Origin of the sequence: Neopusillimonas maritima (genome assembly GCF_003576595.1) — a bacterium.
GTDB classification, from domain to species: Bacteria; Pseudomonadota; Gammaproteobacteria; order Burkholderiales; family Burkholderiaceae_B; genus Neopusillimonas; species Neopusillimonas maritima.
In genome coordinates this window covers 1-15,367 of sequence record NZ_NQOU01000002.1, presented here as the reverse complement: position 1 = coordinate 15,367, position 15,367 = coordinate 1, and the positions used below count along the sequence as shown (strand labels likewise).

Genomic DNA, 15,367 nt, shown 5'->3' with positions numbered 1-15,367 from the left:
TGAATCCACCGTCTAGCGATAACTCCTATGAAACCACTTTAACTTTCGGCATGTCTGCTCTTCAAAAAAACTCTGACACGTGTGGTATTGAGCAAGAGCAGCCCGGCTCACAAATCAACCCCAAGGTGCATTGGGTGGGTGTTGCGCTTGATGTACCGCTTGGGGATGGCGTATTTGACTATAAGTCGTCCGACCCGGTCGAACTTGGCGTGCGCGTGATTGTGACGTTTGGCCGGCGCAAAATGATTGGGGTGGTGGTAAGCCGACAAGATAAGCCGCGTATCGACCCCGAACAAGTTCGGGAGATCGAGGAAGTCCTTTCCGATATTGCACCGCTACCGGCTGATTGGTTGCGTATGGCCCAATTTGCCGCGGGTTACTACCAGCGTCCGCTGGGCGAGGTTATGCTGCCGAGCTTGCCTGCGCCGCTTAGAAAGGTTAGTGCTTATCAGGGAAAGGCCTCTCGGGGTGGGCCGGTGGCGCGCATGAGGAAGCAGCGGTCGCCGGCGCCGTTACCTGACCTAACGCCTGATCAAATCCCGACCTTAAATACTGAACAATCAGGTGCAGTTGACCAAATTGTTGCGTGCAACTCGCATCAGACGTTTTTGCTGCATGGTGTCACCGGCAGCGGTAAAACCGAGGTGTATCTGCATAGTGCGTTGCACTATTTGGCGGGCGGTAAACAGGTGCTGTTCATGGTGCCCGAAATTAATCTAACGCCGCAGTTTGAGCAGGTATTGCGTGCGCGCCTGGTGCATCAGGGAGGTGAAGACGTCCTGGCCGTGTTGCATAGCGGTTTGTCGGACGGGCAGCGGCTGCGGGAGTGGTTACGTGTTAGTACTGGGCAGGCGCGTGTACTGCTTGGCACGCGTTTATCTATTTTTACCCCCATGCCACACTTGGGGTTGATTATTGTCGACGAAGAGCACGATGCGTCGTACAAGCAGCAAGACGGGCTAAGGTATTCCGCGCGCGATCTCGCGGTTTGGCGAGGGCATGACCGCAACATTCCGGTCGTGCTGGGTTCTGCGACTCCGTCGCTGGAGTCTTGGCACCACGCGCAGAAGCAACGTTATACATGTTTATCGCTGCGGCAACGTGCGCGCGACGTGACCTTGCCGCATATTCGTTTGGTTGATACACGGCGTCTTGAGTTGCAGCAGGGTTTTTCACCCCAGTTGCTTGAGGCGATGGGAAAGCGCCTGGACGCCAAAGAGCAGGTGCTGGTATTTTTGAATCGCCGTGGTTATGCCCCTGTTCTGAGTTGCACGTCATGCGGCTGGGTCAGTCAGTGTCCACGGTGCACGGCCTATACCATTTTGCATCGCAGCGGCTCAGCGGCGCGTCATCATCATTTGCAATGCCACCATTGCGGTTACCATGCACGCGTGCCCGAAAAGTGCCCCGATTGTGGCGATGCCGATTTACGCCCCATGGGGCGAGGTACCCAGCGATTGGAGGAGTATCTGGGTGAGTGCTTTCCTGCTGCGCGCATCGCCCGAATTGATGCCGACAGTACGCGCCTGAAAGGCAGTGCCCAGAAGCTTTTCGCCAAAGTACACGCCGGAGAGATTGATATTCTGGTGGGAACGCAAATGGTGGCAAAAGGTCACGACTTTGCGCGCCTTGGCTTGGTCGGGGTGTTAAATGCCGACGCCATGTTGTTTGCACAGGATTTCCGTGCGCCCGAGCGTTTGTTTGCGCAACTGATGCAGGTGGCCGGTCGGGCGGGGCGACATGTTGCAGGCGGCGAAGTGATTGTACAAACCGATTACCCCGAGCAGCCGGTGTACCAGGCGCTGCTTCACCATGATTACACGGGTTTCGCGCGCCATAGCTTGCAGGAGCGTGAGTCAGTCGGCCTGCCGCCGTTTGCGTTTCAGGCACTTCTTACCGCCGAAGCCAAAACGATTGCCAAGGCCCTGAGTTTTCTGGAAGAGGCAAAGTCCGTTGCCCAGAATCAGTTTTCAGCCTATATGGATATGGCCGTGACGTTCTATGACCCTGTTCCGTTGCGCGTTGTGCGGGTTGCGCATGTGGAGCGCGCCCAGTTGCTGGTTGAAAGCACAAGTCGCCCCGTGCTGCAGGCGTTTTTGTCGGCCTGGAATCCGCAACTGGGGCCGTTGGCCAATCAGTTGCGCGTGCGCTGCACTCTGGAGGTTGATCCGCTGGAGATATAAGTGTGGTTTCCGAAAAAAGTGAAAATAGTAAAGGGATGAATGGTGTTATTGCTTGAAGGTGTCTTATGTCGCTGAATATGCCGGGTGACACACTGCCGGTTGATTTAAATGCTGCACAGCGCGAGGCTGTAAAGTATTTGAATGGCCCGTGCCTGGTGTTGGCCGGAGCGGGCAGTGGCAAGACCCGGGTAATTACACAGAAAATAGCTTATTTGCTTCGCGAGTGCGGGTATTCAGGGCGTCATATTGTGGCCCTGACTTTCACCAATAAAGCGGCCAAAGAAATGAGCGAGCGTATTCGTAGCTTGGTCGATACGCGTCTCGCCCGCGGACTCACCGTATGTACTTTTCATTCTCTTGGGGTACGGTTTCTTCGGGAAGAGGCTGAACAAATAAACTTAAAACCGCAGTTTTCCATCTTCGATGCAACGGATGCCCTGGCCATTATTCAGGAACTGCTGGCAACCACCGACAAGGCGCGTTTGCGTGCTGTTCAACAAACTATTTCCTTGTGGAAAAATGCCATGTTGGGGCCGGATGAGGCGGCCCAGCGGGCATTGACACCCAGCGATGAGGAGGCGGCGCGCGTTTATCGTAGTTACGAGGCAACCTTGAATGCGTATCAGGCAGTGGATTTTGATGACCTGGTAAGACTGCCGGTTCGGCTGCTTGAACAAAATACCGCTGTTCGGGAGCGTTGGCAGCAGCGGGTACAGTATTTGTTGGTTGATGAATACCAGGATACCAACGAATGCCAATATCGGCTGGTTCAATTGTTAACCGGAGACCGTGCTCAATTTACTGCGGTTGGCGACGACGACCAGGCCATTTACGCGTGGCGTGGGGCAACGGTTGAAAACCTGGCGAAGTTAACCACTGATTACGCGAATTTAAAACTCATCAAACTTGAGCAAAACTATCGGTCGGTCCAAAGGATACTGTCGGCGGCCAATAGCGTTATTAGCCACAACCCGAATCTGTTTAACAAAAGGTTGTGGTCGGAACACGGCGCAGGGGAATCGATAGGCGTCAAAGCCATTGACTCCGACGAGGCGGAAGCGGAATGGGTGGGGTTAAGTATCTCCGGTCAACGCTTTGATCGTCGCGCCGAGTGGCGTGACTTCGCTGTTTTGTACCGCAGTAATCAACAGGCTCGGGTACTTGAACAGGCCTTACGCAATTTACGTATTCCTTATACCGTTTCCGGCGGGCAGAGCTTTTTCGACAAAGCAGAAATTCGCGATGTACTGGCTTATTTGCGACTTCTGGTGAACGAGGCCGACGACCCTTCGTTTATTCGCGCCGTCACCACGCCGCGTCGGGGGGTTGGGCAGGGGACCTTGAAAACCCTGGGGCAATTTGCGGCAACGCATGGCATTTCTTTATTTGAGGCGGTTTTCCAAATCGGGATGACAGAGCAACTGGCACCGCGCCAGTTGGAGCCATTGGAAACATTCGGTGCATTTATTAACCGTATTCAGGCACGGGCCCAGAAAGACGGGCCGGACTCCAGCGCGGAAATTTTGGATGAACTGATCAGTGCGATTGGCTATGAGCGTCATCTGTATGACACCCTTGATGAGCGGCAAGCCCAGGCACGTTGGCAAAACGTGCTGGACTTACTAGCCTGGCTGAAACGCAAGGCGCAGGAAGATAGTCTGACCGTCATTGATCTGGTGCAACATGTTGCGTTGGTCAGTATGTTGGAACGCCACGACGAAGCCGACCCCGATGCGGTTAAACTGTCTACCTTGCACGCTTCAAAAGGGCTGGAGTACCCGCATGTATTTTTAGTGGGGGTTGAGGAAGGCTTGTTGCCGCACATGGGGCGTGAGGACGATGAGCAGGTTTTAGCGGCTGATGCAAATATGCTGGCTGCCCGGGTTCAGGAAGAGCGCCGTTTAATGTATGTGGGTATTACGCGGGCGCAGCGCACCCTAACGTTAAGCTGGTGTAAACGGCGGCGGCGGGCGCGTGAAGATGTGGTTCGGGAGCCCTCGCGGTTTATTAGCGAGATGGGTTTGGCATCGCCGGTCGATGCTTCACCAGATCCGCAGGCAAACTATTCGCCAAAAGAGAGGCTGAGCGCTTTAAAGTCGCTTTTGCAGAAAACCTGATTCGCGTCGGGGAAGGAAAGTATCTTGTGCTTGCCGGGTGGTGCCGGGCAGGCTTATTTATTGTGGAGTCATGAAATCATGAAGGATATTAAAACTATTGGTATTGTGGGCGCCGGCGCAATGGGCAAGGGTATTGTCCAAATTGCAGCGCAGGCAGGTCTAACGGTTAAGTTGTTCGATGTAAGCTCGCAAGCCGTGGAAGCGGCGTGCACGTCGTTGCAGCAAACCTGGGATAAGCTCAGTGCCAAAGGAAAGTTCACGCCTGAACAGGTTAAAGCCGCCATGGCAAACGTCGTCGCTTGTGATTCTTTGGAAGCCATGGCCGACGCTGACCTGGTTGTAGAGGCGATCGTTGAGCGGCTGGATGTTAAGAAAGATCTATTCAAGCAGCTTGAGGGCATCGTTTCTGCGCAATGTGTGTTGGCATCCAATACGTCGTCGCTGCCTATCACCGCGATTGCATCGGCTTGCGAACACCCTGAACGCGTGGTGGGGTATCACTTTTTCAATCCCGTTCCACTGATGAAAGTGGTGGAAGTGATCGATGGCTTGCGTTCTGACCCTGCCGTGGGCGATGCCTTAATGGAACTGGCACGGAAAATGGGTCACACACCCGTTCGTGCCAAGGATATGCCCGGATTTATTGTGAATCATGCGGGGCGTGGCCTGAATATTGAAGGGTTGCGTGCAGCCCAGGAAGGCGTGGCGCAGTTTGATCAAATTGACGCCATCATGCGTGAGCAAGCCGGCTTCCGTATGGGCCCATTTGAGCTCATGGATTTAACCGGGCTCGATGTATCGCATCCGGTGATGGAATCCATTTATCAACAATTCTACGATGAGCCGCGTTTTCGTCCCTCGCCCATCACCGCTGTTCGCCTGGCGGGAGGCATGCTGGGCCGGAAAACCGGTGCAGGCTTCTATCGTTATGAAGACGGTCAAAAGCAATTGCCTGAGTCATCCGCTCCAGCTTCACTTTCCCAGGATCTGAAAGTGTGGGTGGCCCCCTATCATTCAGTCGGCCATAAGCGGGCTTTGTCGTTGCTGAAAACCTTGAATGTTTCTGTCGTTTCCAGTGATAAGCCGCCTGCTGACGCGCTGATTGTTGTCACGCCATACGGTGAAGATGTCGCCAGTGTAGTGAGTGAGTATCAACTGGATGCCGAGCGTGCGGTTGCATTGGATACGTTCTTCGGTTTGGAACAGGGCAAGCGCCGCGTGGTGATGTGTTCTGCGGCGACGTTACCGCAGTGGCGTGATGCCGCCGCGGCGCTGTTTGCCTCAGATGACTCTCCTGTCACCGTTATAAATGACTCAGCCGGCTTTATTGGCCAGCGAGTGGTGGCCACCATTGTGAATGTGGCAAGCGATATTGCCCAGCAAACGATTGCGTCACCGAAAGATATTGATTTGGCGGTTTCGTTGGGGTTGGGTTACCCGAAGGGCGGGCCGCTTAGCATGGGTGATAGCCTGGGTGCTGCGCATATTGTTGAAATTCTGCGCAATATGCAAAGGGTTACCGGCGATATGCGTTATCGTTCCAGTTTGTGGTTGCAGCGTCGCGTTCAGTTAGGAATGAGTCTGACGGTGGAAGCGAAAACCGGAACCGTATAAAAGTGGTAGCCGATAAAAAAGGAAGCTGAGAAGCTTCCTTTTTTAATGCGTTGGCCGCTGAGGCGGCCTTTTCGCTTCAGCAATAAGTAATCGTTTTACTGAGACTTGGATACCATGAATTGCACTGCGGCGCGGATTTCAGCGTCGGAGGCTTGAACTGCGCCACCTTTGGGCGGCATGGCGCCTTTGCCCGAGATAACCGTGCTGACCAGGGAATCAATGCCTTTGGCAGCCAAAGGCTCCCATGCGGCTTTGTCTCCCAGCTTAGGTGCGCCGGCTACACCTGCTGCATGGCAGGCCAGGCAAACGGTGTTGTACAGCTTTTCACCGGCCGGATCGATTTCAGCCGGGGCGGCCGCTGCAGTTTGCTGCGGCTCGCTATTCGTTTTGGTTTCGGCAGCAGCGTTGTCGCTGTTGCTTTCTGCTGACTCGGCAGGTTTTGCTTGTGTCGCCGCCTGGGCATTTGCGGGTTCGGCCGGCTGTTGCGCTGCGGCGGCCTGAGTACTGGTGCTGCTATCTTCCTGTTCGCTTGCTGCGTCGCCTTCGGCGGCGGGCTCTTTGGGCTCATCGAATGAGGCGCCGGCTTCATTGGCCATATACACAACAGCACGTGCTACTTCGAAATCGTCGAGATTAGGGTTGCCACCTTTGGGCGGCATGGCGCCTTTGCCTTGCAGCGCAATTTGCAGCATTTGCTCGTAGCCTTGAGCGATGTGTGGCGCCCAGGCGTCTTTGTCGCCGAATTTGGGCGCCCCGGCGATGCCCGCGTTATGACAGGAGGCGCAGGTGGATTCATAAACCTGCTGCCCTGTTTTGAATACTTTGGGTGCGTTGGCATCGACCAATTCAAAACCAGCAACAGGCTGAATGCGCATGGCAATGGCTTCCGGTGTTTGGGCATCGGACCCGGCGCCAATAATGTCGCTGGACACCACCAAACGAATAAGCAGGAAAATAATGAGTACGGGAACAATAAAGGACAGAACGACGGTAACAATAAGTTGTTTCGGCGTTTTGATTGGGCCTTCGTGGGTTTCTTCGGTATGGTCTTCTGTGTTGTTCATTCTCGAGTCCTGCTTATACGGGAACCAAGGCGCACTGGGCCTAAATTCGAGGCGGTTTCATTTGCACCCGTTTCCGGGCATAGTTACTGGGTTCAATTGCTACTAACTAAGACTGCGATTATACCGGTTGTATGGGGGAAATGCAGGGAAGCAGTGAAACCGCTACAATGTCGCTGCTGTGCGCCCGTAGTTCAATGGATAGAATTAGAGTTTCCGAAGCTCTCGATACAGGTTCGATTCCTGTCGGGCGCGCCATCTTCCCCCACCTCATGCTTTGGTGTTTTCGCTTTTACGCGAAACGCGCTTTCCCAATTGTTGGCTCGGCTTTTTTAGCGGGTCGGCCGTTGTCGTAGATTCCACACCGCTTACCATTTGTATGCCCGGCAGAATACGCACCGCCAGTTCAGGGTCTTGCATGGCGAACTGCAGGTTCTGGCGCGCAATTTCCACGTGCTCTTCACCTAAAGCCTGGGCTCGGCTACCTTGCCCAAGTTCGATTGCCTGGACGATTGCGTGGTGGGTGTGGTGGGCGATTTTCATCCATTCCTGGCCTTCTTCCATGGACGATTGCATGGGTAATGTTGCACTGGGCGCGCCGAAAGCCTGGCTGTTGAGTTGATCCATTACGCGCATGAGCGCTTTATTGCCACACCCTTGAACGAGGAGTTGGTGGAAACGGTCGTTCATGCGTACGTAAAGAGCGTAATCGTCCAAATCCATACTGGTTTTGTAGACCACGGCATCGCCTTCGTCGAGGCACTTTTTCAGTTCCTTTGTGATTGATTTGCTTGCGCCACGCTCAGCTAATGTTCGCGCTGCAAATCCTTCCATCACGCCTCTGAGGCGAATGGCGTCGGCAACTTCTTCCATGGTGAAGGCCCGCATTTGATATCCGCCGCCCGGAGAGGGTTCGATTAAACCTTCGTGCTCGAGTGTGGCCAGTGCTTGCCTAATTGGCGTACGTGACGTGTTTAATCGCTCGGAAAGCGGGATTTCCGCCAGGCGTTCGCCAGGGGCGAACGTGCCGTTCAGAATTAGCCCGCGCAGTTGGACCAGAACGCGTGATTGCTGTGAACTCATGGTGTTTAAGTTGTTCAAATCAAGATGTTTTCATTGTATACAACAAATTCCATTTCGTGAAATTTGAACGTTTTGTGACTTTGATTAAATTTAATTAATTCATTGAAAATAAATAACTTATTGAATTTCTAACGGCTAAGTTAAAAAATGCGCTTTTCTTGTTTGAGTATTGTTGTATACAATGGAAATAACTTTTTTATGTTGGAAGGAATAGTGCAATGTTGACTGTGGAACAGAATGATTTCATGACGCGTGTAGGGTCCGAAGCGCCGGCCGGCAAGCTATTGCGCAGGTACTGGCAGCCTGTTGCGTTAACCGATGAACTAGAAGGCAAGCGTCCAGTGCGCCCGGTGCGCTTAATGGGGCAGAATTTTGTTTTGTTTCGCGACGAAAACGGCGAACTGGGGCTGATGGATCGCGATTGCCCGCATCGCGGTGCCGACCTGGCATTTGGCCGCGTTGAAGACGGCGGCTTGCGCTGCCCATTTCACGGTTGGTTGTTTAACGTAAAGGGAGCCTGTCTGGAAACGCCTGCGGAACCTGAAAACAGCACCATGTACAAACATATCCAGCAAAGCGCGTATCCCGTGGTCGAGCGCAGCGGCATTATTTTTGCCTATTTGGGTGAAGGCGAGCCGCCCGCGTTTCCCGAGTTCGATTGCTTTGTTGCGCCGGACACCCACACGTTTGCTTTCAAGGGCTTGATCGAGTGCAACTGGCTCCAGGCTTTGGAAGTCGGTATCGACCCCGCGCATGCATCGTATTTGCACCGTTTCTTTGAGGACGAAGACACTTCGGAAAGCTATGGCAAGCAGTTTCGGGGAGCATCTGCCGACTCCGAGATGCCTATCACCCAGGTGTTGCGTGAATATGGTCGCCCCGATATTAAGGTGGAGCCAACCAATTACGGCATGCGCTTAACGGCATTGCGTCACTTGCCGCAGAACCAAACGCATGTTCGCGTAACGAATCTTGTATTTCCGCAGGCGTTTGTTATTCCCATGAGCGCGGAGATGACCATTTCTCAATGGCATGTGCCGGTTGATGATGAAACGTGTTACTGGTACGCCATTTTTACCAGTTTTACCGGCCCGGTGGATAAAAAGCGTATGCGAGAGCAGCGGCTGGAGTTGTACGAGCTGCCCGATTACATATCGCGTCGCAATCGCAGCAACAACTATGGGTACGATGTAAACGAACAACTGTCGGAAACGTACACGGGGATGGGGCACGATATTAATGTGCATGACCAGTGGGCGATTGAGTCTCAAGGGCGTATCCAGGATCGCACGCGCGAACACTTGGGTACCAGCGATAAAGGCATCGTGACTTATCGTCGTATGTTGGTTAAGGCGATTGAAAGCACCTTGAAAGGTGGTGACGCACCATTATTAATCGACGCATCGCAGGCGGGTGAGTTCTCGGGGCCGCCCTCGATTGACGGTATTGAAAAAGCGGGTGTAGATCCGGTCACCTATTGGAAAGAGGCCGATATCGAGCGGCGCCGGGGCTCAGACTGGGCTTCTGAGCGATTGCCGCAACGCGTTGGCGGGGATGCATAATGGCCAGCTTTGTTGAGCGGTACGATTTATGGTCGCCCGACCAGCACAAATGGGCTCACGACGTTGTTAAGCGTATTGAAGCAGAGAGCCTGAATCTGGTGCGCTTTGTCTTTCCCGACCAGCACGGTATTTTGCGCGGCAAAACGTTGGTTGCAGAAGAGGCCAAGCAGGCGTTGTGGGATGGTGTGAATTTAACTTCTACGCTGTTGTTGAAGGACACATCACATAAAACAGTTTTCCCTGTTTTTAATAGCACGGGCTTTCAAATTGAAGGTTTGAAGGGCGCATCCGATTTCACCATTGTGGCCGACCCGCAAACCTTTCGTGTGTTGCCGTGGGCAAATAAAACCGGCTGGGTTCTGTGTGACGCTTACACCGTTGAGGGCCAGGTCATGCCCATCTCTTCGCGCCAGTTAATGCAGCGGGCGCTAAAAGAGTTGGATGGCTTTAGCTGTGATTTTGTTGCAGGCCTTGAGGTGGAGTTTCACGCTTTTAAGCTGGAAGGACAACGATTGGGTCTGGCCGATGGTGGGCAGCCTGGAACCCCGCCCGACGTCTCGCTGTTAACGCACGGGTATCAATACCTCACTGAACTCCGGTACGACCGAGTGGATGACCTCATGGAATTGCTGCGATCCCAGCTTCAGGCGGCTGATTTGCCGTTGCGGTCCATGGAAATTGAGTTCGGCCCAAGCCAGTTTGAGTTAACTTTCAGTCCCACAGTGGGGATGGCGCCGGCCGATTTAATGGTGTTTTTGCGTAGCGCGATCAAGCAAATATGCTGGCGCAACGGTTATCACGCCACGTTTATGTGTAGGCCCAAGATCCCCAATGTGATGTCCAGTGGCTGGCATTTGCATCAGTCGCTACGCCGTCGCAGCGACGGGCAGAATCTTTTCATGCCGCAAGAAGATGGGCAGGAATTGAGCGATATGGGGATGCATTATTTGGGCGGCCTGAAGCAGCATGCCCGCGCCAGCGCGGCCTTTGCCTGCCCAACCATTAACGGCTATAGGCGCTACCGGCCCTTTTCCCTGGCCCCCGACCGTGCTGTTTGGGCGCGCGATAACCGGGCTGCCATGTTGCGAATTTTGGGCGGAAAGGGGCTGGCTGCGTCACGTATTGAAAATCGTATGGGTGAGCCGACTGCAAATCCTTATTTATATATGGCGTCGCAATTGTTTGCCGGGTTGCACGGTATGCAGAACCAGATCGACCCCGGGCCATCGGTGGATGTACCTTATGAAACCCAGGCCGAACCTTTGCCGCGTTCTTTGCAGGAAGCAATCGACAGCTTGCGCGAGGATTCCTATTTGGTTGAAAAGATGGGGCGTGTTTTTGTTGATTACTATTGCTTCATTAAAGAGGCCGAAATCGCCCGCTTTAATTTGGATGTAACCGAATGGGAGCATCGCGAGTATTTCGATCTTTTTTAATATTAATGGCGTGAGTATGAATATAGATCAGTTGCATCAGGCGTTTTCCCGTCGGGAACTGTCGCCGGTTACGGTGCTGGAAACGTTGCTTGATGAAATTGAGGCTGATAAGCAAGACATTAACGCTTTTGTATTGATCGATCGCGAGGTGGCGCTGGAGCAGGCTCGGGCGTCTGAGCAACGTTTTGCGAATGGCACGCCGATCGGCCCGCTTGACGGTATTCCTGTCTCTGTTAAAGACATGATTGCGGTTAGAGGTTGGCCTAACCGGCGTGGATCCCGCGCTACCGAGCATGACCCGCTCCCGGCTCAGGATGCACCGTCTGTCGCGGCGTTACGTGCTGCCGGAGCCGTTATTTTCGGTAAAACAACCTCAACCGAATTTGGCTGGACCATTATGTCCAGTAATCCTCATACCGGTGTCACGCGTAATCCCGTCAACCCGCTTCATTCGGCCGGTGGTTCCAGTAGTGGTGCGGCAGCTCACGTGGCAAAAGGGTGGGGGCCGTTGGCACTGGGCAGCGATGCCGGGGGGTCGGTTCGGATTCCTGCCGCACTTTGCGGCGTGGTCGGATTCAAGCCAACGTATGGCGCGATTCCATCTCCTCCCTTGAGCGCCTTCGCCGATTTTGCGCATCAGGGAGTCATTACCCGAACGGTTGCCGATGCGCAGGTGGCTTTTGCATCCCTGTCGAAGGGCCACTATTCAGATCCCTGTTCCTTGTTTCAGCGCAGTTTTGAAAGCCGGCCAGGCAAGTATCTGAAAATAGGCTGGTGCGATCGAATTGACGCCGATGATGTCATCGATGCTTCCGTCGATCAGCGATTTCAGGAAGTGCGCGAAAAACTAAGCGAACAGGGCTATTGGCTTGAGCGCGTGAATTTGAAAACGGAAGGGTTTGCGCACTCGATTTGGGCCGTTTGGGTCGCCCGGATTTTCGAGTCTTTTCAATCCTGGCCCGACGAGAAGCGCCAGTTGCTGGATTCAGCGCTTCTTCGTGTTTACGATGAAGGGGCGGCGATTGATACTGCTTCGGTGTCGGCAGGTCGTACTGCACTACGCGATTTTCATAATCGTTTGAATGCCGTGTTCGGGGAAGTGGATATTTTGTTAACGCCCACGACGTCAGCTCCGGCACCCCAATTGCCTGATGCGTCGGCTTGCACGCAAACAGACCTGAATTGGTTTGCAGGCAACAGCTTTGCCTTCCCATTCAATATGTCTCATCAACCCGGTATCAGTATGCCGGTTGGAACTTCGTCTGAAGGGCTGCCGATTGGATTGCAGATCGTTGGGCGCAAGTATGCGGATCAACAAGTGTTAAGCTTTTCGGCAGAGATAGAGCCAATATTGAACTTGTTTACATGAAACTTGTTGCCGTTTTTCAGCATACCGAAGTTGGCACGCCGGGCACGGTTGTGCCCATTCTGCACGACCTGGGCGTTCGAACTCAAGTGATCCATGTCGACCAGGGCGAGCCCGTTCCAGAAAACCCCGAGGTGTTTTCCGGGTTGGTTCTTATGGGAGGATATATGGGTGTTTATGACCCATTCCCATGGATTAATCAGGAAATTGAACTGATTCGTCGGGCGAACGAGTTGGGCATGCCGGTAGCGGGCCACTGTTTGGGCAGCCAGATTTTGGCGGTGGCCTTAGGTGCTAAAGTTGAGAAAAATCACCGCGCCGAGATTGGCTGGCAATCTATTCAAACGGAAAATTGTTTGTTTTCTGATGCGTGGTGGCAGCGTAAACCCGGAGAAGAATTACTTACGTTTCAATGGCATAGCGATACCTTCTCGCTTCCACCCGGCGCTGTCCGTATTGCGACGAACCACACCTGTGAAAATCAGGCTTTCGTGGTGAACGATTTGCATATTGGCATGCAGTCGCATTTTGAGATGACACCGGCATTGGTTGAGGCTTATGTGGCTAAAAATGGCGCATTCCTGAAACGTGAGCGTGAGGTAGGCAATCCGTCTGTTAGCTCAGAAAATGAAATGTTCAGTAACATTTCGGAAAGAACGGCGGGTTTAACGGAGGTTTTGCGAAGTGTTTATCGGCGCTGGGTACAGGGTTTGAAGAATTAATCACAAAAAAAGCCGGCTAACCTGTCGTCGGCGCCAATAGGCAATTTACCCCAGTTTTCCTACGATCGTACTAACCCAAATAGCGTAGGCGCAGTCTGCGCGTGATCGAATACTGGAAAACATTATGGCTACTGGATTTGCAACCGTTGTTGAAGTAACCGGCGAGGCATGGGTCCGTTCTGCGGATGGCTCCCTCGTTGCGGTGAAACTGGGCGATCAGATTCCGCTGGATGCGGAAATTGTTACAGGTGACGTGAGCAGCGTTGAGCTGACCATGGAGAACAACCCGTTGGTGGTTGTTGGGTCGAACCAGGTCTTTGCGGTTGAACCCAGCCTTGATATTCCAGATGTGGATCCAAGTGAAGCCAGTGTGCCTTCGAATCCCGATGTCGCCGGTTTGGCTCAAGCCCTGGAGGCGGGGCAGGATCCATTTTCTGCCTTGGCGCCTACGGCTGCCGTTATCCAAAACAACGAGCGTGCGTTTTCCATTGATCAAAGTGAAACCAGTGATGTAGCCAACGTAGATTCGGTTGAGAATCTGGTGCGTATTTTAGGTATTCAACAAGCAACACTGCCTTTGAATGCTCAGGTAACGCGGGAAGTAGATCCGCTGGTACAAACTTTAACTGGGCCGGAGCTTGAGACGACTCAGGGTCAGGGCGGCGCCACTGGGCGTGAAGATGCCGATCGTGGCCGCCCATTTGATCCGCCAGCCGGGCCACCTGCGCCGCCTCCCATTGCCAATATTGCGATCGCCAATATTGCATCAGACAACATTATTAATGCCGCAGAAGCGCGTGGTACGGTTCGCGTGTTCGGCGCGGTGGGCGGTACGGTTAGCCCGGGCGACACGATTACTTTGTCGATTGGCGGAAAAACATACACCACTGCAGTTGGGGCCAACGGTGCAACATGGTCTATCGAGGTTCCAGGCGCAGATCTGCTGAGCGCCGGGTCGATTAGTGCTTCCCTTACCACCACCAATATTGCCGGCCTTTCGGCTACTGGTACTACGTCGCGTCCGTATTTGGTTGATACGGACATTTCCGCAAGCGTAACAATTAACCCGGTTACGGCTGACAACATTGTTAATAGTCTTGAGTCAGGTCAGGCAGTCACGTTAAGTGGGCGCGTTGGTGGTGACGTGCGTGCCGGGGATGTTGTCACAATCACTATCGGCTCCGCCACGTATACCGCGACGGTTGCTGCTAACGGGGTTTCTTGGAGCGTCTCGGTACCCGGTTCTGTCTTGGCCGGCAACACAGCGATTTCGGCTCGCGTCACCGCGACGGATGCCGCAGGCAATTCGGCTACCGCATCTTCATCGCAAAATTATGTTGTTGATACTGGGGTTAGTGCATCGGTTGAAATTGATCCAATCACAGGCGACAACATAATTAGTGCCGTTGAGTCTGTGGGGAGTGTTGTTCTTGCCGGTACGGTTGGCGGAGACGTTAAGGACGGTGATACGGTTACTGTGACTGTGGGTGAGAACAGCTACGAGGCCACGGTTTCTGGTGGTACGTGGTCTGTGTCGGTGCCGGGTTCGGTTTTGGCAGCGAATTCCAACGTATCTGCCTCGGTGACTACAACGGATGTTGCCGGCAACAGTACCAGTGCGTCCAGCACTCAGGGCTACACAGTTGATACCGAGATCGATGCGTCGATTACTGTTAATGACATCACATCCGATAATGTCATCAATGCGGCTGAGTCTGGCGGTGACGTCACTGTCTCCGGCAGTGTCGGTGGTGATGTCCAGGACGGCGATACGGTCACGGTGACTGTGGGTGAGAACAGCTACGAAGCGACCGTCTCCGGCGGCACGTGGTCCGTCTCTGTTCCTGGCTCAGTTCTTGCCAATAACAGCAATGTGAGTGCATCTGTCTCCACAACGGATGCCGCAGGCAATACAGCGAACGCCTCGACCTCGCAGGGTTACACCGTTGACACCGAGATCGATGCGTCGATCACGGTGGATGACATTACGGCAGACAACATCGTCAATGCTGCGGAAGCAGATACAGATGTGACCGTTTCCGGTAGCGTCGGCGGTGACGTTCAGGACGGTGACACGGTCACCGTGACCGTCAATGGTCAGACCTACACGACGCAGGTGGCCGATGATTCCTGGTCGGTGGATGTAGCCGGTGCTGATCTGGCAGCAGATAGTGCCATTAACGTCTCGGTCACAACGACCGATGCAGCTGGCAACAGCGCTAC

10 protein-coding genes and 1 tRNA gene are annotated in these 15,367 nt (G+C 53.7%); 9 read left to right on the top strand and 2 right to left on the bottom strand.

Annotation, left to right across the window (positions count from 1 at the left end):
* Positions 1-134 precede the first annotated feature (134 nt).
* From CJO09_RS05050 to CJO09_RS05040, 3 genes are all read left to right on the top strand, one after another.
* Positions 135-2,183 (top strand): primosomal protein N', encoded by a 2,049-nt coding sequence (locus CJO09_RS05050; RefSeq protein WP_245961269.1) that lies wholly within the window; start codon positions 135-137, stop codon positions 2,181-2,183.
* A 65-nt stretch (positions 2,184-2,248) separates the two neighbouring features.
* Positions 2,249-4,300 (top strand): UvrD-helicase domain-containing protein, encoded by a 2,052-nt coding sequence (locus tag CJO09_RS05045; RefSeq protein WP_391523655.1) that lies wholly within the window; start codon positions 2,249-2,251, stop codon positions 4,298-4,300.
* A gap of 78 nt (positions 4,301-4,378) precedes the next feature.
* Positions 4,379-5,914: a 3-hydroxyacyl-CoA dehydrogenase gene (locus CJO09_RS05040; protein ID WP_119441952.1), complete on the top strand. Its 1,536-nt coding sequence runs from the start codon at positions 4,379-4,381 to the stop codon at positions 5,912-5,914.
* 95 nt (positions 5,915-6,009) lie between these two features.
* On the opposite strand, the gene CJO09_RS05035 is transcribed toward CJO09_RS05040, so the two are convergent.
* The gene (locus CJO09_RS05035; RefSeq protein WP_119441398.1) at positions 6,010-6,978 is read right to left on the bottom strand and encodes a c-type cytochrome; all 969 of its coding nucleotides are present in this window, start codon (positions 6,976-6,978) and stop codon (positions 6,010-6,012) included.
* Positions 6,979-7,158: 180 nt separating this feature from the next.
* Here CJO09_RS05035 and CJO09_RS05030 point away from each other — a divergent pair.
* Positions 7,159-7,233, top strand: a tRNA-Arg gene (locus CJO09_RS05030).
* Positions 7,234-7,245: 12 nt separating this feature from the next.
* On the opposite strand, the gene CJO09_RS05025 is transcribed toward CJO09_RS05030, so the two are convergent.
* The gene (locus CJO09_RS05025; protein WP_119441397.1) at positions 7,246-8,058 is read right to left on the bottom strand and encodes a GntR family transcriptional regulator; all 813 of its coding nucleotides are present in this window, start codon (positions 8,056-8,058) and stop codon (positions 7,246-7,248) included.
* Positions 8,059-8,276: 218 nt separating this feature from the next.
* Here CJO09_RS05025 and CJO09_RS05020 point away from each other — a divergent pair, with 218 nt between their 5' ends.
* From CJO09_RS05020 to CJO09_RS05000, 5 genes are all read left to right on the top strand, one after another.
* Positions 8,277-9,620 carry an aromatic ring-hydroxylating dioxygenase subunit alpha gene (locus CJO09_RS05020; protein WP_119441396.1) on the top strand — a complete coding sequence of 448 codons (1,344 nt, stop codon included), beginning with the start codon at positions 8,277-8,279 and terminating at the stop codon, positions 9,618-9,620.
* Complete coding sequence (locus CJO09_RS05015; RefSeq protein WP_119441395.1) at positions 9,620-11,056, top strand: glutamine synthetase family protein; 1,437 nt, start codon at positions 9,620-9,622, stop codon at positions 11,054-11,056. Before CJO09_RS05020 ends, CJO09_RS05015 begins: the two co-directional genes overlap by 1 nt.
* Positions 11,057-11,072: 16 nt before the next feature.
* The gene (locus tag CJO09_RS05010; RefSeq protein ID WP_119441394.1) at positions 11,073-12,425 is read left to right on the top strand and encodes an amidase; all 1,353 of its coding nucleotides are present in this window, start codon (positions 11,073-11,075) and stop codon (positions 12,423-12,425) included.
* Entirely contained in the window at positions 12,422-13,144 is a 723-nt protein-coding gene (locus CJO09_RS05005) for a type 1 glutamine amidotransferase (RefSeq protein WP_119441393.1), read from the top strand. The genes CJO09_RS05010 and CJO09_RS05005 overlap by 4 nt, the downstream gene beginning before the upstream one ends.
* Positions 13,145-13,268: 124 nt before the next feature.
* On the top strand, positions 13,269-15,367 hold a 2,099-nt coding region (locus CJO09_RS05000; RefSeq protein ID WP_119441392.1), incomplete at its 3' end, for a retention module-containing protein.